The organism is Streptomyces sp. WAC03905, assembly GCF_057371075.1.
This window is the reverse complement of record NZ_JBXYDZ010000003.1, coordinates 3,542,501-3,558,811: the sequence shown is the minus strand read 5'-3', so window position 1 is coordinate 3,558,811 and position 16,311 is coordinate 3,542,501. Positions and strand designations below refer to the sequence as shown.

The following is a 16,311-nucleotide window of genomic DNA, read 5'->3' as shown; positions in this document are numbered from 1 at the left end:
GCCGGGGCCGTACCGCAGACGGGGGCGCCCGCCGCGGTGGTCGTCCCGCCGACGCGGTCGCCGTCGTCAAGCCCGTCGTTGAACCCGTCGTCAAACCCGCCGTCAGGCCCGCCGTCAGCGCGTCAACGATCTGTTCACCCATAAGGGCTAAAACCGGGGAAGGCTTCCAGGGCGCCCCCGGCGCGCCGCCTACGGTCGCCAGGTGAACAGCAGCGACCAGGCACCACCCTCACCGCGCACCGGCGCACACCGGGCGCACGGGCGCACGCACCAAGAAGAGGAGCCGCCGCGCCCCTTCCGGCACGAGCCGTACCTCGACGGCCTGTTCACGTACTGCCTGTCGGTCCTCTGTGATCACGACACCGCCACCGACGTGCTCGGAGACGTCCTGGCCGTGGCCGAACGCCATCCCGGCCGCTGCCCCGACGAGGGCGACCGGCGGGCCTGGCTGTACGCGCTCGCCCGCTGGGGCTGTCTCCGCCGCCTGGCGGAACAGCGGCGCGTACGCCAGGGAGCGCATTCCGCCCGGCGTGCGCCGGAGCACGCAGAGGGCGGCCGAGCGCCGGGGGGTGCGGCGGACGACGGCCCGTCCGCCGAGGGCCGTCGGCAGCTTGACGTCAGCGCCTACCGCCGCACCGAGCTGGCCCGGCTGGCCTGGCCGGAAGCCGCGGGAACCACCCCCGCGCAGCGCGAGGCACTCGAACTCGCCGTCCGCCACCGCCTCGGCGTCCCCGAACTCGCCGCCGTCCTCGGCACGCCCCCCGCCGCCGCCCGCGAGCTCCTGACCGGAGCCGCCTGCGAGGTGGAACGCACCCGCGCCGCCCTCGCCGTCGTCGAGACCGGCAGCTGCCCCGGCGTCTCCCAGCTCACCGGCGGCGACGCGGACGGCAACGGCGGCCACGGCGACGTGCTGCTGTCCAGCACCCTGCGCGCCGAACTCGTCCGCCACGTCGACGACTGCCCCCGGTGCCGGCGCGTCGCCGAACGCGTGGGCGCCGCCGCCCCCTGGCCCGGATCGGGCGGCGTCAACACCGCCGCGCTGCCCCTCGTACCCGCCCCCCGCACCGCGGTCCACGCGGCGATGCTCCGCTCCGGCCGGGGCCGCGGCCGCAGCCCCGGCCCCCGCTTCGACCGCACCGGCTTCCCGATGGACCCCAGGGACCGCGCCGCCCGCCGCGACCGGCTGCGGGCCCGCGCCGTCACGACCACCGTCGTCGCCACCGTCGTCGCGGCCCCGGTCCTGGCGCTGTGGGCCTCGTACCGCAGCGAGCACGGCACGGGCGAATCCGCCGGCAACGGCTCCACCCGTATCTCCGCCAGCGAGAGCGAGCTGCCGACCTCCCGCATCGACGGCCGGCCGCTCACCGCCTACGAGAACACCGGAAACGCCACCGGCACCACCAGCAGCCCCGGCTTCGCCGAGAGCAGCGACTCCTCCGACGTCTCCGTCGAGGTGATCAGCACCGGCCCGCCGGCCACCCCCGACCAGGCCGGCACCCCCGGCCACCTCTCGGTCGGCGCCTCCTCGCGCGGTGCCCTCACGCTGCTCACCCTCACCGCCTCGGGCGGCGCCCCGGTGGACTGGCGGCTCTGGTCCGACGCGCCCTGGCTGCGCGCGAGCCGCACCGCGGGCACGCTCGCGCCCGGAGAATCGGTCACCCTGCACATCGCCGTGGACCCCGAGGCGCAGCCCGTCGGCGCCTGGACCGCCCGCGTCGGGGTCGATCCGACCGGTGCGGTGGTCTCCATCCGCGGCCGCGGCCGGCCCGCGTCGACCCCGACCCCGCAGCCCGAGCCGACGCAGCCCACGAGCCCGACGCCGACGCCGGACCAGACGCAGGGGCCCACGCCGACGGCCGCCCCGACGGAACCGACGATCCCGCCGCCGTCCCCGACACCCGCGCCGACCCCGACGGACGGCCCAGGCGGAACGGTTTCCCCCGCGCCCGACCCCGCACCGTCGGGCCCCGCGGGCGGCTGAGCACGCGGGGCGGCTGCTTCCGGGGGGCGGACCCTAGGGCGCCGGGTCAGCCGGGTGCGGAGCCATCGGCAGCAGCGACGCCAGCCGGGCCTCGCACAGCTCCACCAGCGCCTCGTAGCCCTCCTTGCCCATCAGCTCCGTCAACTCGGCGCGGTACGACACGTACACCGGGTCACCGGCGCCGTGCGCCGACGTCGCCGACGTGCACCACCAGTGCAGGTCGTGGCCGCCGGGGCCCCAGCCGCGGCGGTCGTACTCGCCGATCGACACCTGCAGCACCCGGGTGTCGTCGGGCCGGTCGATCCAGTCGTACGTCCGGCGGATCGGCAGCTGCCAGCACACGTCCGGCTTGGTCTCCAGCGGCTCCCGGCCCTCCCGCAGCGCCAGGATGTGCAGCGAGCAGCCGGACCCGGCGGGGAAACCGGGCCGGTTCAGGAAGATGCACGCGCCGTCCCAGCGACGGGTCTGCTTCTCCCCGTCGTCGTCGTTCTGCGTCCACCCGCTCTCGCTGCCGACGTCGTGGAACTGCCACAGCTCCGGCGTCAGCCGGGCCACGTGCTCCGCGACGCGCTTCTCGTCGTCCTCGTCGGAGAAGTGCGCGCCGAGCGTGCAGCAGCCGTCCGAGGCCCGGCCCGCCTGGATGCCCTGGCAGCCGCTGCCGAAGATGCAGGTCCAGCGGGAGGTCAGCCAGGTCAGGTCACAGCGGAAGACCTGCTCGTCGTCGGCGGGGTCGGGGAACTCCACCCAGGCCCGGGGGAAATCGAGCCCCTTCTCATCAGCCACGGCCTTGCCCTTCCCGGCCTTGCCGCCCTTGGCGCCGCCCGTGCTCTTGATCGGGTTCTTGCCTGAGTCCTTGCCCGTGTCCTTCTGCGACCGGGTCTTGTTGGCCTTCTTCGTATTTGGCACAAACCCAAGCCTAAGCGCCCCTTACACAACCCCTGAGTGTTCCTCGCAGTAGCGTTTCCCCCTATGAGACTCGGTGTCCTTGATGTGGGTTCGAATACCGTCCATCTGCTGGTGGTGGACGCGCACCCCGGTGCGCGCCCGCAGCCCGCGCACTCGCACAAGGTGGAGATAAGGCTGGCGGAGCTCCTCGACGACGCCGGCGCCGTCACCCCCGCGGGCGTCGAGCGGCTCCTCTCGGTCGTCAACGAAGCGGTGCAGGCCGCCGAGGACAAGGGCTGCGAGGACGTGCTGCCCTTCGCGACCAGCGCGGTGCGCGAGGCCACGAACGCGGACGAGGTCCTGGCCCGGGTCAAGGCCGAGACCGGCGTCGACCTGCCCGTGCTGAGCGGCGAGGACGAGGCGCGGCTCACCTTCCTCGCCGCCCGCCGCTGGTTCGGCTGGTCCGCCGGGAAGCTGCTGGTCCTCGACATCGGCGGCGGCTCCCTGGAGATCGCGTACGGCATCGACGAGGACCCCGACGCGGCCGTCTCGCTCCCCCTGGGCGCCGGCCGGCTCACCGCGGGCTGGCTGCCGGGCGACCCGCCGGACGCCGTCGACATCCGGGCACTGCGACGGCACGTGCGGACGGAGATCGCCCGTACGGTCCGCGAGTTCAACCGCTTCGGAGCCCCGGACCACGTGGTGGCGACGTCGAAGACGTTCAAGCAGCTGGCCCGCATCGCGGGCGCGGCCCGCTCGGCCGACGGCCTGTACGTGCAGCGCGACCTCAGCCGCAAGGCCCTGGAGGAATGGGTCCCGCGTCTGGCCGCGATGACGACGGCCCAGCGCTGCACCCTCCCCGGCGTCTCGGAGGGCCGGGCGAACCAGCTCCTGGCCGGCGCCCTGGTGGCCGAGGCCACGATGGACCTCTTCGGGGTGGACGAGCTGGAGATCTGCCCGTGGGCCCTGCGCGAGGGCGTCATCCTCCGCCGCCTGGACCACCTCCCGACCCCGGCCGCGTCCCAGGCGTAGCGGGGGGCGGGGGGCCGGGGGGCGGTGCGGTGTACGGGGGTACGCGCGCCCGGCGCCTTCACCCCCGCGGCTCCCTCCCCCGGGCCGGGGGCTGCCCACCCCGCCCACGGCGGTGGTGTCGCGGGTGCCGGTCGGCTGCCGGGCGGTGGCTTCGGTGAGGTCGAGCCGCCCGAGCGGGGTCGGCGGCGTGCCGGGGTTTCCCGTCAGTCCCATCGTCTTCCGTGTCGGGCCGGTCCCTCAAGGGCGCTCCCTGCGGTCGCGTCGCTGCGCGATGGCCTTCGGCCACCCTTGACCGCCCGTCCCGCCACGGACAATCCGAGGACCGCCAGGAAGCCCCCGCAAGAACGGGCCGGGCGACAGGAGGCCTTCGGGCCCGTCGCACTGCCGGGCCGGGGCCCGGCACGCCTCGGATCGCTACGCGCTCCCGCCCTACGGCGTCTGCGAGCCTCCTGGGCCGGGCACAGGCCGCCCTCGATCGCTACGTGCTCCCGTCCGACCGCGTCCGGCGCTCGTCCGGGACTGGTTCGATGTTGTCCACCGCTGTGGAGAACTCACGGCCGGAGGGGCCCCGGATGTAGGCCAGTTCCATCCAGTGGGGGACGAGCGTGGTCGACACGTCCTCGTTGATCACGGCCATCAGTTCGCCTTCGACGCCGGACGCGATATCGCGTACGCGTCGACGGAGCAGCGCGTGCGGGACGTACTCGTAGCCTTCAGTCATCGATGCATCCGATGAACCGCTCCCAGCCGACTCGCGCCCGTTCGAGGAGTTCCTGGCTGGGGACGGGCAACCCGAGGCGGCACAGGCTTCGCACGGCCTGCTGCAAGTCCTCCGGCCAGGAGTCTTCGTCCTTCTCGGTCATGGGACCTCCATCTGTCCGTCGGGTACGGACAGATGGTGTTCCGCTGCACCTGCGCCAAGGGATGCAGGTTGTATCCCCGCAGGGGTTGCTCGCACGGCGCCGAAAACGCGGACATCGGCCTCGGGTCTGGGGCAGCTCCCGCCAGTACCGGCCGTGAGGTGTCCGGACTGGTCACGTGGGACGGCTCCGGAGAGGTTCTGCCGGTTGGATACTGCCGACCGCTGTGGAGAACTGACGGCCTGACGGCCCGCCCGCCGGGTCGCCAACCCACTCGACCAGCGCGCGCAGGACGTGCTCCGGCACCTCGGTGGTCATCCTGACCGGACGGCGGGGGCAGGATGGTGACCATGAGTCACGACATCTCCTGCTCGACGGCGGACAAGGCCGACGTGCTCGTCTACCTCGGCGGCAAGGGCGATCTCACGGCGGATCAGCTGCGGCGGCTGGGGCTCATGCGCGATCGGGCGCGGGCCCGCCAGGAGCGTCTCGACCAGCAGGGCCTGGACTGGGGGTTGTCGGTGCCCGAGGCGCTGGAGCACCTCGTGGCGGGGCACACCGACTCGGACGCGGCCTGTGCGGGCAACGCCTACACCACCGCCCTGCAGCTCGTCATCGACGCCAACGCCTCGGACGGCTCGCACCTGGGCACGTACTCCGGGCCGAGCACCTTCTTCGGGCTCGTCGACGACGAGATGCGCCGCCTCGGGGTGCCCGACGAGCTGTTGCCCCACCGGTTCCTCTACGGCGGGCCGCCCGCGGAATTCCCCGACGTCCCCTGGTCGGTGGACGGCTACCCGGCCATCGGGCACCTGCCGCTCGCGCGGACCGGGGACGCCGCCGACGCCTACCGGGCCGTCCTGGGCCGGATGGACCCGGACTTCCGCCACGACGTGCAGGAACTCGCCGACAGGCTCGAAGCCGAGCACGAGGAGTGGGAGCGCGCCACGAGGGACCTCGACTGGTACACCCAGGACACGCTCTTCTTCCGCCTCATGTGACGGCCGGAACCGGGTCCGCGTGGCGCCCGTCACGTACCGGGCGGGCGTCGGCCCCGTACCCTGTCCCCGTGGCAGAACCCGTCCGCATCCCCACCGCGAAGGTCGCCCTGTCCACCGCCTCCGTCTATCCGGAGTCCACGGCGACCGCCTTCGAGATCGCCGCGCGCCTCGGGTACGACGGCGTCGAGGTGATGGTGTGGACGGATCCGGTCAGTCAGGACATCGACGCGCTGCGCCGCCTGTCGGACCACCACCAGGTGCCGATCCTCGCCGTCCACGCGCCCTGCCTGCTGATCACCCAGCGGGTGTGGTCCACCGATCCGTGGGTCAAGCTCCAGCGCGCCCGCTCGGCGGCCGAGAGGCTCGGCGCGTCCACCGTCGTCGTGCACCCGCCGTTCCGGTGGCAGCGCCAGTACGCGCGGGAGTTCGTGTCCGGGATCTGGCGGATGTCCGAGGAGACCGACGTCCGGTTCGCGGTGGAGAACATGTACCCGTGGCGGTACCGCGACCGCGAGATGCTCGCCTACGCCCCCGAGTGGGACGTGACGAAGGACGACTACCGGCACTTCACCGTCGACCTGTCGCACACCGCGACCGCCCGCACGGACGCCACCGCGATGATCGACCGGATGGGGGACCGGCTCGCCCACGTGCACCTCGCCGACGGCAACGGTTCCGCCAAGGACGAGCACCTGGTGCCGGGGCGCGGTACGCAGCCCTGCGCCGAGCTGCTGGAACGCCTCGCCCGGAGTTCCTTCGACGGGCACGTCGTGATCGAGGTCAACACGCGGCGCGCGATGTCCTCCGCCGAGCGCGAGGCCGACCTGGCCGAGGCGCTGGCCTTCACGCGCCTGCACCTGGCCACCGCAGGCCGGCACGACCGGGCCCGCCGGCCGTGAGCGGGCAGGGCGCGCCGCGCCGCCGGGGTCCGGGCCGGCCGCGGCAGGACGAGGCCGAGGAGGGTCCGGGCACCCAGGAGCGGATCCGGCTCGCGGCCCGGGAGGTGTTCGCGGAACGCGGCTACGACAAGACGTCCGTGCGCGGCATCGCGAAGGTCGCCGGGGTGGACCCGGCGCTGGTGCACCACTACTTCGGCAGCAAGGACGACCTGTTCGCCGCGGCCATCGAGATGAGCATGGAGCCGGCCCTGGTCGTCCCGGCCGTGATCGGCGAGGGGCCGGACGGCATCGGCGAGCGCCTCGCCCGCTACTTCCTCGGCGTGTGGGAGAACCCGGTCACCCGGGCCCCGCTGCTCGCCGTGATCCGGTCCGCGCTCACGCACGAGGCGGCCGCGAAGGTGCTGCGCGGGCTGGTGCTGCGCAGGGTCCTGGAACGGGTCGCCGCCGACCTCGACGTGCCCGATCCGACGTTCCGCGCCGAGCTGGCCGCCTCCCACATGGTCGGCATCGCGATCCTGCGCTACGTCCTGCGCGTGGAGCCCCTCGCGTCGGCGGACCCGGAGGACATCGTGGCGCTCGTGGCCCCTACGCTTCAGCGGTACCTGACCGAGGACTGAGCCGCCCGTCCCGCCATACGGACACGCCGTCCGGATCGCGGGCGGTGGGCGTAGCCTCGTAGCTGAGCCATATCCGCAGTCGCGGCCGACCGTAGGGCCAGCCGCACTCATGGGGAGTGAACCGCATGCCCGAGCTGAGGTCCCGCACCGTCACCCACGGCCGCAACATGGCGGGTGCCCGCGCCCTGATGCGCGCGTCGGGCGTAGCGAGCGAGGACATCGGGAAGCCGATCATCGCGGTGGCCAACTCCTTCACGGAGTTCGTCCCCGGTCACACCCACCTGGCGCCCGTCGGCCGGATCGTCTCCGACGCCATCCGCGCCGCCGGTGCCATCCCCCGCGAGTTCAACACGATCGCCGTCGACGACGGCATCGCGATGGGCCACGGCGGCATGCTGTACTCCCTGCCGTCCCGCGACCTGATCGCGGACAGCGTGGAGTACATGGTCGAGGCGCACTGCGCCGACGCCCTGATCTGCATCTCCAACTGCGACAAGATCACCCCCGGCATGCTGATGGCCGCCATGCGCCTCAACATCCCGGCCGTGTTCGTCTCCGGCGGCCCGATGGAGGCCGGCCAGGCCGTCCTCGTCGACGGCACCGTCCGCAAGCTCGACCTGATCGACGCCATGGTGGACGCCTCCAACGAGAACGTCTCCGACGAGGACGTGCTCCGCATCGAGGAGAACGCCTGTCCCACCTGCGGCTCGTGTTCCGGCATGTTCACCGCCAACTCGATGAACTGCCTCGCCGAGGCCATCGGCCTGGCCCTCCCGGGCAACGGCTCGGTCCTCGCCACCCACACCGCCCGCCGCGCCCTGTACGAGGACGCCGGCCGCACCGTCGTGGAGATCACCAAGCGGTACTACGGGGAGGGCGACGAGTCCGTCCTGCCCCGCAACATCGCCACCCGCGAGGCCTTCGAGAACGCCATGGCCCTCGACATCGCCATGGGCGGCTCCACCAACACGATCCTGCACCTGCTGGCCGCCGCGCAGGAGGCGGGCCTGGACTACGACCTCAAGGACATCGACGCCGTCTCGCGCCGCGTCCCGTGCCTGGCCAAGGTCGCCCCCAACGTCGCGCCCGGCGGCACGTACTACATGGAGGACGTGCACCGCGCCGGCGGCATCCCGGCGATCCTCGGCGAGCTGCACCGCGGCGGGCTCCTCAACAAGGACGTGACGACCGTCCACTCCGAGGGCCTGGAGGACTGGCTCGGCACGTGGGACGCCCGCTCCGGCACGGCGAGCGACACGGCCATGGAGCTGTGGCACGCGGCCCCGGGCTGCGTGCGCTCCGCGACCGCCTTCTCCCAGTCCGAGCGCTGGGACACCCTCGACCTCGACGCCGAGGGCGGCTGCATCCGCTCCGTGCAGCACGCGTACTCCAAGGACGGCGGCCTGGCGGTGCTGCGCGGCAACATCGCCGTCGACGGCTGCGTCGTGAAGACGGCCGGCGTCGACGAGTCGATCTGGACCTTCGAGGGTCCGGCGGTCGTCTGCGAGTCGCAGGACGAGGCCGTCGACAAGATCCTGCGCAAGGAGGTCAAGGCGGGCGACGTCGTCGTCATCCGCTACGAGGGCCCGCGGGGCGGCCCCGGCATGCAGGAGATGCTCTACCCGACGTCGTTCCTCAAGGGCCGCGGCCTGGGCAAGGTCTGCGCGCTGGTGACGGACGGCCGTTTCTCCGGCGGCACCTCCGGCCTGTCCATCGGCCACGCCTCCCCGGAGGCGGCGTCCGGCGGTGACATCGCCGTCGTCGAGGACGGCGACCTGATCCGCATCGACATCCCGAACCGCTCCATCGAGATCGTCGTCGACGACGCCACCCTGGCCGCCCGGCACGAGGCCCTCGGCGGGGTCTACGCCCCGAAGAACCGCGAGCGCAAGGTCTCCGCGGCCCTGCGCGCCTACGCCGCGATGGCCACCAGCGCCGACAAGGGCGCGGTCCGCGACGTCACGCGGCTGGGCTGACCCCCCGGCAGGCCCCCCGACAGCGACGCCCCCGCACCGAGCCGGTGCGGGGGCGCCCGCGTGTCTGCGCTGCTGCGCGACCTCGCCCGCCGTCACTGCCCGGCCGGTCCGCCCGCCGTGACCACCTGGCCGGTCCGCCCGCCGTCACCACCTGGCCGGGTCGCCCGCGTCCACCGCGAACACCGAGCCGTCGGGCGCGCCCGCGAACACCCGCCCGCCACCGGCCACCGGCGCGGGCAGCGTCGAGGCGTAGGTGTCCCTGCCGTCGGCCATCCGCGCGCGGGTCTGGCCCACCGGCCGGCCGGCGGCGGCGTCGACGGCCAGCAGCCGGCCGTCCGGCGCCGTCAGCAGGACCCGGCCGTCGGCGACCACCGGCCGCGACGCCACCGTCACGCCGGTCTCCAGCCGCCACCGCTCTGTGTCGGCGCCGACCGCGACCAGCGCCCCGGAGGTCCCGAACAGGTACGTGACCCCGTCCCGGTCCACCGCCGCCTCCGCGTCGAACAGCGGCGCCGTGAGCCGCACCCGCTGTGCCGACTGCGCCGCGAGATCGGCGCGCACGACGGCCGTGGTCCGGCCTGACGCGTCGACGTCCATCAGGTACAGGGCCCCGCGGGCCGCCCCCACCGGCCGCAGCCGCCCCGCCGTCCGGAACTGCCGGGAGACGGTGCCGGTCGCCGGGTCGACCGCGGCGAGCTGTGTGGAACCGCCGGCGTCGGGCGTCGCCACGTACAGTTCGGGCGCGGCGCCGCCCTCCGGCCCGCCGCCGGTCCACCACACGGAGCCGACCCCGCCGATCTGCCGGGTCCACCGCGTCGTGCCGGCGGCCGCGTCCAGCGCGGTGACGCTGCCGTTCGTGCCCACCAGGAGCACCTGACCGCCCGCTGCCACCGGCTGCGCACCGGCGGGGAGCCCGTGCCGCCAGCGCTCCGCCCCCGTCGCCGGGTCCAGGGCCCGGAGCGTCTCGCTGCCCGGGACCACGACGAGGACCCGTCCGCCGGCGTGCAGGGGCGCGCCCGGCGCCGTCGTCCCCTTGGCCGGGGCGGAGGCGGGCGCCTCGACCCGCCACACCGCCGTGCCGTCCGCGGGGTCGAGCCGGGCCGCGGCGAGCCCCGGTCCGGCGCAGTAAAGGGCGTCCGCCTGCCAGGAGCAGGCACCGATGCGACTGCCCGTACCGGGCGTGCCCAGGGGGACCGACCAGGGGGCGAAGGCCTTTCCCGGCGCGGGGGCGGCCGCCGGATCGGCCTTCCCGGCGATCTGGGCGGGCGAGGCTCCGGCGCCCGGCCCGAAGTGCAGGTACCCGCCGACGGCGCCGCCCGCGAGCAGCAGCCCGGCCCCGGCCGCGAGGGCGATCCGTGCCCGCCGCCGGCGCGGCGTACCCGGTTCCGGTCCGTCCGGGACGCGCTCCCTGCGGTGGGTGAGCAGCTCGGCCCCGTCGGGCTCGCGCGGCCGGGGGATGAAGGCCTGGGTGTCCTCGGCCGTCGGGTACGCGACCGCCCGCATCTCCGCGATCAGCTCCGCGGCGGTGGGCCGGTCCTGCGGGTCCTTGGCCAGGCAGCGCTCGACGAGCGGTACGAGCTGCCGCGGCAGCCCGGTCAGATCGGGTTCGCTGTGGACCACCTGGTACGCCACGAGGTAGTGGCTGTCGGAGTCGAAGGGTCCGCGGCCCGTCGCCGCGTGCACGAGCACCGCGCCCAGGGCGAAGACGTCGGCGGCCGTCCCCACCTCGCGGGGCCGCTGGAACTGCTCGGGCGCCATGAACGGCGGCGTCCCGATGAGCTTGCCCGTCTCGGTCCGCAGGTCACTGTCGGCCGGCCGGGAGATCCCGAAGTCGATGACGCGTACGCCGTCGGGCGCCATCAGCACGTTGCTCGGCTTGAGGTCCCGGTGCACCACGCCCGCCCGGTGGATGTCCCGCAGCGCCTCCGCCAGCCCGGCGGCGAGCCGGGCCAGCTCACTGCGGTCCAGCACCCGCTCCCGTACCCGCTCGGCGAGCGTCGGCGCGTCGATGAACAGGGTGGCCATCCAAGGCCGTTCGGCATCGGGGTCGGCGTCCACGACGGGTGCGGTGAACGCCCCGCTCACCCGCCGCGCGGCCGCGACCTCCTGCCGGAAGCGGGCCCGGAACTCCGGGTCGACGGCGTGCTCGGCATGCACGATCTTGACGGCGAGTTTCAGCCCCGACCCGGACGTGGCGAGGTGGACGACGCCCATCCCCCCGGAACCGAGCACCGATTCGAGCCGGTACTGCCCGGCGTACTCCGGAAAGCCCGCGTAGTCCGCGCGCAGCGAATGCACCGCTCACCACCCCCGCCGGAGCCTAGTCGATGACCCGTACGCATCTCCAAGGTCCTGCTACCCTGCGCGAGTTGCGCCCGGCAACGCCCATGGGGGGAGATTTCGCATGTCGGTGGAGAACGATTCGAGCCAAGTCCAGAGCCTGACGTCCGGCTCCGGCTACCCGTCCTATCCGGTCGCTCCCGGCTACCGGCTGAACGTCCGCAGCGGTCCCGGCACGAACTACTCGGTGATCGACGTCCTGCCGCTCGGCGCGACCGTCACGCTGCGCTGCCAGACCGAGGGCACCACGGTCTCCGGCCCGTACGGCACGAGTGACATCTGGGACTGCATCGGCAACGGCCGGTTCGTCTCCGACACGTACGTGCGGACCGGCAGCGACGGCTTCGTGGTCACGCACTGCGGCTGACGCCCGGCCCGCCCGGCCCGCCCGCCCGGCCCGCCCGCCCGGCCCGCCCGCCGCGCCCGTCGGCCGGGTGGGCGACCGGTACGGGCGCGACCCGTCTGACACGTGAGACACACCCGGCCCGGCCGGCCCGGCGGGGGATAATCGCCGCTGTGAGCGACGACCAGCGAGACCAGACCCCCGCCGAGCCGGCGGCCGGGGCGCCCGCCCCGGCCCGGGCGGCCTCGGCCGCGCCCGCGCCCGCGCCGACGGTCCCCACCGGCCCGCAGCCCGAGCCGATCCGGTACTTCGGCACCACCTGGGTGAACCACGAGAGCGGCTACGGCCTGCGCCGCGCCGCCCTCGCCGTCGGCTCCCTGGTCACGGCCACCGCCGCCGCCGTGCTGCTGCGCCTGTCCTACGAGGGCCTGGAGATCGGCAACGTCGGCCCCTTCCTGAGCATCTCGGTCGTCGTCCTCTTCGCGATCTCCAGCGCCATCGCCTTCGTCAAGACCTGGGACGCCTACAACCGGCGTCCGGCCCCGTCCTCCGACGAGGCCGCCCTCAAGGGCCTCAAGACGATCGGTTTCATCGGCTCCCTCATCGCGTACTCCCTGCGCTGCCTCGTCGAGGCTCCCGGCGAGAAGGTCCGCCGCGGCGAGTACGAGCGCGCCCTGGCCGACTACGAGCGCCGCCGCAGCACCCGCACGGGCAACCCGGCCGCCCGCCGCCCCAAGCGCAAGAAGTAGACCTCCCGCCGATTGACGCCCCGGCACCGCCAGGAGCATTATTCATCACATGATGAATAAGCAGGCCGGTGCAGAACCGGCCGCCGCCGTGCACGCCCACGGCCTCACCGTCCGCCGCGGCACCGGCCGCACCCCGCGCACCGTCATCGACGACATCGCCTTCGACGTCCCCCGCGGCCGCATCACCGGCCTCCTCGGCCCCTCCGGCTGCGGCAAGTCCACCCTCCTGCGCGCCGTCGTCGGCACCCAGGCCCACGTCACCGGCACCCTCGACGTCCTCGGCCACCCCGCCGGCCACCCCGGCCTCCGCTCCCGCATCGGCTACGTCACCCAGGCACCCTCCGTCTACGACGACCTCACCGTCCGCCAGAACCTCGACTACTTCGCCGCGATCCTCGATCCCGGCCGGGCCGCCGCCGCCCGCCGCGCCGACGCCGTCGACCGCGCCATCACCGACGTCGACCTCACCGGCCGCGCGGGAGCCCTCGCCGGGAACCTCTCCGGCGGCCAGCGCAGCCGCGTCTCCCTCGCCGTCGCCCTGCTCGGCACCCCCGAGCTGCTGGTCCTCGACGAACCCACCGTCGGACTGGACCCCGTCCTGCGCCGCGACCTGTGGACCCTCTTCCACGACCTCGCCGCCACCCGCGGCGCCACGATCCTCGTCTCCTCCCACGTCATGGACGAGGCCGAGCGCTGCCACGACCTGCTCCTCATGCGCGCGGGCCGCATCCTCGCCCAGGACACCCCCGACGCCCTGCGCACCCGCACCCACTCCGCCACCGTCGAGGAAGGCTTCCTCCGCCTCGTCGACGAGGCCAACGCCCTCCCCGCCCAGGAGCAGACCCGATGAACGCCGCCCGGACCGCCGCCACCGCCGCCCGCGTCCTGCGCCAGCTCCGCCACGACCCGCGGTCCATCGCCCTGATGGTCCTCGTGCCCGTGCTGATGCTCACCCTGCTGCGCTTCGTCTTCGACGGCAGCCCCCGCACCTTCGACGGCATCGGCGCGTCACTCCTCGGGATCTTCCCCCTCATCACCATGTTCCTGGTGACCTCCATCGCCACCCTGCGCGAACGCACCTCCGGAACCCTCGAACGCCTCCTCGCCATGCCGCTCGGCAAGGGCGACCTCATCGCCGGCTACGCCCTCGCCTTCGGCGCCGTCGCCGTCGTCCAGTCCCTCCTCGCCACCGGTCTCGCCCTCTGGGTCCTCGGTCTCGACGTCGTCGGCTCCCCCTGGCTCCTCCTCCTCGTCGCGCTGCTCGACGCCCTCCTCGGCACCGCCCTCGGCCTCTTCGTCTCCGCCTTCGCCGCCTCCGAGTTCCAGGCCGTCCAGTTCATGCCGGCGGTGATCTTCCCCCAGCTGCTCCTGTGCGGACTCTTCGCCGCCCGCGACACCATGCACCCCGTACTCGAAGGCATCTCCGACGTCCTGCCCATGTCCTATGCCGTCGACGGCATGACCCAGGTCCTCACCCACACCGACATGACCGCCGACTTCGTCCGCGACGCCGTGATCGTCGCCGCCTGCGCCCTGCTCGTCCTCGCCCTCGGCGCCGCCACCCTCCGCCGCCGCACCCCCTGACCCGCCTGACCGCACTGCGGACACCGCGACCCCGCCACCGGTCCGGGTGCAAGGATGAGGACGCGTACGCGCACGCCTACGCAGCCCAGGCGGAAGAACAGTTCGGCGAGGTGAATCGGGCATGACCCAGACAGTCGCAGTCCTCGGTACCGGCAAGATCGGCGAGGCCCTGCTCAGCGGAATGATCCGCGGCGGCTGGCCCGCCTCCAAGCTCCTCGTCACCGCGCGCCGCAGCGACCGCGCCGAGGAGCTCCGCACCCGCTACGGCGTCGAGGCCGTCTCCAACGCCGAGGCCGCCAAGCGCGCCGACACCCTGATCCTCACCGTCAAGCCCCAGGACATGGCCAAGCTCCTCGACGAGCTCGCCCCGCACGTCCCCGCCGACCGGCTCGTCATCAGCGGCGCCGCCGGCGTCCCCACCTCCTTCTTCGAGGAGCGCCTCAGCCCCGGCACCCCCGTCGTGCGCGTCATGACGAACACCCCCGCCCTCGTCGACGAGGCCATGTCCGTCATCTCCGCCGGCAGCCACGCCACCGCCGAGCACCTCGCCCACACCGAGGAGATCTTCGGCGGCGTCGGCAAGACCCTGCGCGTCCCCGAGTCCCAGCAGGACGCGGCCACCGCCCTCTCCGGCTCCGGCCCCGCCTACTTCTACTTCCTCGTCGAGGCCATGACCGACGCCGGCATCCTCCTCGGCCTGCCCCGCGCCCAGGCCCACGACCTCATCGTCCAGGCCGCCATCGGCGCCGCGGTGATGCTCCGCGACAGCGGCGAACACCCCGTCAAGCTCCGCGAGGCCGTCACCTCGCCCGCCGGTACGACCATCAACGCCATCGTCGAACTGGAGAAGCACGGCGTACGGGCCGCCCTGATCGCCGCCCTCGAAGCCGCCCGCGACCGCAGCCGCGAGCTCGCCACCGGCAACAGCTGAACCACGGGTACGGGCCCCCGCCGTGCGGGGGCCGTCCTCCCGGCTACGGCGCGAGCAGCCCGATCGCCTCGTACGCGCGGTCCACCACGGGCCGCGCCAGCTCCCTGGCCCGCCCCGCACCCTCCCGCAGCGCCTTGTCCACCTGCGCGGGATCGGCCGCCAGCTCCGCGTGCCGCTCCTGCAACGGCCGCAGCAGCTCGACCACCGCGTCGGCCACGTCCCGCTTCAGCGCCCCGTACCCGCTGTACCCGCCGGCGAGCGCGGCCGGATCCCCGCCGGTGCACGCCGCCAGGATGTCCAGCAGGTTCGCCACCCCCGGCCGCGCCTCCCGGTCGTAGAGCACCCCGTCGTCCCCGCTGTCGGTGACGGCCCGCATCACCTTCTTGCGCACCACCCCGGGCTCGTCGAGGAGGTAGACGATCCCCGCCCCGTTCGCGTGGGACTTCCCCATCTTCGACGTCGGATCCTGCAGGTCCATGACCCGCGCGGCCACCGACGGCAGGGTGGCCCTCGGAACGGTGAAGGTGTGCCCGTAGCGCTGGTTGAAGCGCACCGCCAGGTCCCGGGTCAGCTCGACGTGCTGGCGCTGGTCCTCACCGACCGGGACCTCCGCGGCCCCGTAGGCCAGGATGTCCGCCGCCATCAGCACCGGATACGTGAGCAGGGAGAGCCGTACGCCTTCGCCGGACGCCTGCGCCTTCGCCGCCTTCTCCCTGTACTGGATCATCCGCCGCAGCTCGCCGTCGGTCGCCGTGCACTCCAGCAGGTAGGCCAGCCGCGTGTGCTCGTCGACGTGGCTCTGTACGAAGAGGGTGCAGCGCTGCGGTTCCAGCCCGGCGGCCATCAGCAGCGTCGCGGCCTGCCGGCTCAGCCGGCGTACGCGTGCCGGCTCGTGCTCGACGGTCAGGGCGTGCAGGTCGACAACGCAGAACAGGGCGTCGTCCGGCGCCTGATCGGCCGCGACCCACTGCCGGACCGCACCCAGGTAGTTCCCCAGGGTCATGTGACCGGTCGGCTTGATCCCGCTGAAGATCCTCGTCATGTCCTGCTCTCCCTGTGCGTGAGTGGTGTCGGGCCGTCGCCTCGGGCGGCCGGGCCACTCCCGGGAGGGAG

General features: G+C 73.9%; 16 protein-coding genes. 11 read left to right on the top strand and 5 right to left on the bottom strand.

The features are described from left to right. Positions 1 to 202 precede the first annotated feature (202 nt). Positions 203 to 1,981, top strand: coding sequence for a BACON domain-containing protein (locus tag AC2RP6_RS18505; RefSeq protein WP_486447192.1), 1,779 nt, complete (start codon positions 203 to 205; stop codon positions 1,979 to 1,981). Between the two features lie 33 nt (positions 1,982 to 2,014). Here the strand turns inward: AC2RP6_RS18505 and AC2RP6_RS18500 are convergent, their stop codons facing one another. Further along, complete coding sequence (locus AC2RP6_RS18500; RefSeq protein WP_486450373.1) at positions 2,015 to 2,815, bottom strand: DUF3109 family protein; 801 nt, start codon at positions 2,813 to 2,815, stop codon at positions 2,015 to 2,017. Positions 2,816 to 2,950: 135 nt separating this feature from the next. Between AC2RP6_RS18500 and AC2RP6_RS18495 the strand changes: the two genes are divergently transcribed. Further along, entirely contained in the window at positions 2,951 to 3,898 is a 948-nt protein-coding gene (locus AC2RP6_RS18495) for a Ppx/GppA family phosphatase (RefSeq protein ID WP_486447191.1), read from the top strand. Between the two features lie 478 nt (positions 3,899 to 4,376). Here AC2RP6_RS18495 and AC2RP6_RS18490 read toward each other — a convergent pair whose 3' ends face one another. Together AC2RP6_RS18490 and AC2RP6_RS18485 are read right to left on the bottom strand one after the other, a co-directional pair. Beyond that, positions 4,377 to 4,619, bottom strand: a complete 243-nt coding sequence (locus AC2RP6_RS18490; RefSeq protein ID WP_486447190.1) for a hypothetical protein — start codon at positions 4,617 to 4,619, stop codon at positions 4,377 to 4,379. Next, positions 4,612 to 4,761, bottom strand: a complete 150-nt coding sequence (locus AC2RP6_RS18485; RefSeq protein ID WP_486447189.1) for a hypothetical protein — start codon at positions 4,759 to 4,761, stop codon at positions 4,612 to 4,614. Before AC2RP6_RS18485 ends, AC2RP6_RS18490 begins: the two co-directional genes overlap by 8 nt. A gap of 347 nt (positions 4,762 to 5,108) precedes the next feature. Between AC2RP6_RS18485 and AC2RP6_RS18480 the strand changes: the two genes are divergently transcribed. The 4 genes from AC2RP6_RS18480 to ilvD all read left to right on the top strand — a co-directional run bounded on the left by AC2RP6_RS18480 (position 5,109) and on the right by ilvD (position 9,251). After that, entirely contained in the window at positions 5,109 to 5,759 is a 651-nt protein-coding gene (locus AC2RP6_RS18480; RefSeq protein ID WP_486447188.1) for a DUF7691 family protein, read from the top strand. A 68-nt stretch (positions 5,760 to 5,827) separates the two neighbouring features. Then, complete coding sequence (locus tag AC2RP6_RS18475; protein WP_486447187.1) at positions 5,828 to 6,658, top strand: sugar phosphate isomerase/epimerase family protein; 831 nt, start codon at positions 5,828 to 5,830, stop codon at positions 6,656 to 6,658. Beyond that, positions 6,655 to 7,275, top strand: coding sequence for a TetR/AcrR family transcriptional regulator (locus AC2RP6_RS18470; protein ID WP_486447186.1), 621 nt, complete (start codon positions 6,655 to 6,657; stop codon positions 7,273 to 7,275). The genes AC2RP6_RS18475 and AC2RP6_RS18470 overlap by 4 nt, the downstream gene beginning before the upstream one ends. A 125-nt stretch (positions 7,276 to 7,400) precedes the next feature. Then, positions 7,401 to 9,251 (top strand): dihydroxy-acid dehydratase, encoded by a 1,851-nt coding sequence (ilvD, locus tag AC2RP6_RS18465; protein ID WP_486447185.1) that lies wholly within the window; start codon positions 7,401 to 7,403, stop codon positions 9,249 to 9,251. 144 nt (positions 9,252 to 9,395) lie between these two features. Here ilvD and AC2RP6_RS18460 read toward each other — a convergent pair whose 3' ends face one another. Beyond that, complete coding sequence (locus AC2RP6_RS18460; protein WP_486447184.1) at positions 9,396 to 11,549, bottom strand: serine/threonine-protein kinase; 2,154 nt, start codon at positions 11,547 to 11,549, stop codon at positions 9,396 to 9,398. 106 nt (positions 11,550 to 11,655) lie between these two features. On the opposite strand from AC2RP6_RS18460, the gene AC2RP6_RS18455 reads away from it, so the two are divergent. From AC2RP6_RS18455 to proC, 5 genes are all read left to right on the top strand, one after another. Next, positions 11,656 to 11,958: an SH3 domain-containing protein gene (locus tag AC2RP6_RS18455; RefSeq protein ID WP_486447183.1), complete on the top strand. Its 303-nt coding sequence runs from the start codon at positions 11,656 to 11,658 to the stop codon at positions 11,956 to 11,958. A 275-nt stretch (positions 11,959 to 12,233) separates the two neighbouring features. Continuing rightward, positions 12,234 to 12,683 (top strand): hypothetical protein, encoded by a 450-nt coding sequence (locus AC2RP6_RS18450; protein WP_486450372.1) that lies wholly within the window; start codon positions 12,234 to 12,236, stop codon positions 12,681 to 12,683. Positions 12,684 to 12,732: 49 nt separating this feature from the next. After that, on the top strand, positions 12,733 to 13,533 hold the full coding sequence (locus AC2RP6_RS18445) for an ABC transporter ATP-binding protein (RefSeq protein ID WP_486447182.1): 801 nt from the start codon (positions 12,733 to 12,735) through the stop codon (positions 13,531 to 13,533). Further along, positions 13,530 to 14,267, top strand: coding sequence for an ABC transporter permease (locus AC2RP6_RS18440; protein WP_486447181.1), 738 nt, complete (start codon positions 13,530 to 13,532; stop codon positions 14,265 to 14,267). Before AC2RP6_RS18445 ends, AC2RP6_RS18440 begins: the two co-directional genes overlap by 4 nt. Before the next feature lie 121 nt (positions 14,268 to 14,388). Next, positions 14,389 to 15,198, top strand: coding sequence for a pyrroline-5-carboxylate reductase (gene proC, locus AC2RP6_RS18435; RefSeq protein WP_486447180.1), 810 nt, complete (start codon positions 14,389 to 14,391; stop codon positions 15,196 to 15,198). A gap of 43 nt (positions 15,199 to 15,241) precedes the next feature. Here the strand turns inward: proC and trpS are convergent, their stop codons facing one another. Continuing rightward, on the bottom strand, positions 15,242 to 16,240 hold the full coding sequence (gene trpS / locus AC2RP6_RS18430) for a tryptophan--tRNA ligase (RefSeq protein WP_486447179.1): 999 nt from the start codon (positions 16,238 to 16,240) through the stop codon (positions 15,242 to 15,244). Between the last annotated feature and the right edge of the window lie 71 nt (positions 16,241 to 16,311).

Bases quoted from the DNA above. Each gene is read 5' to 3' on its own strand.
- AC2RP6_RS18495 (WP_486447191.1), top strand. From the start codon at position 2,951: ATGAGACTCGGTGTCCTTGATGTGGGTTCGAATACCGTCCATCTGCTG.
- AC2RP6_RS18490 (WP_486447190.1), bottom strand. From the start codon at position 4,619: ATGACTGAAGGCTACGAGTACGTCCCGCACGCGCTGCTCCGTCGACGC.
- AC2RP6_RS18485 (WP_486447189.1), bottom strand. From the start codon at position 4,761: ATGACCGAGAAGGACGAAGACTCCTGGCCGGAGGACTTGCAGCAGGCC.
- AC2RP6_RS18480 (WP_486447188.1), top strand. From the start codon at position 5,109: ATGAGTCACGACATCTCCTGCTCGACGGCGGACAAGGCCGACGTGCTC.
- ilvD (WP_486447185.1), top strand. From the start codon at position 7,401: ATGCCCGAGCTGAGGTCCCGCACCGTCACCCACGGCCGCAACATGGCG.
- AC2RP6_RS18455 (WP_486447183.1), top strand. From the start codon at position 11,656: ATGTCGGTGGAGAACGATTCGAGCCAAGTCCAGAGCCTGACGTCCGGC.
- AC2RP6_RS18445 (WP_486447182.1), top strand. From the start codon at position 12,733: ATGATGAATAAGCAGGCCGGTGCAGAACCGGCCGCCGCCGTGCACGCC.
- AC2RP6_RS18440 (WP_486447181.1), top strand. From the start codon at position 13,530: ATGAACGCCGCCCGGACCGCCGCCACCGCCGCCCGCGTCCTGCGCCAG.
- proC (WP_486447180.1), top strand. From the start codon at position 14,389: ATGACCCAGACAGTCGCAGTCCTCGGTACCGGCAAGATCGGCGAGGCC.
- trpS (WP_486447179.1), bottom strand. From the start codon at position 16,240: ATGACGAGGATCTTCAGCGGGATCAAGCCGACCGGTCACATGACCCTG.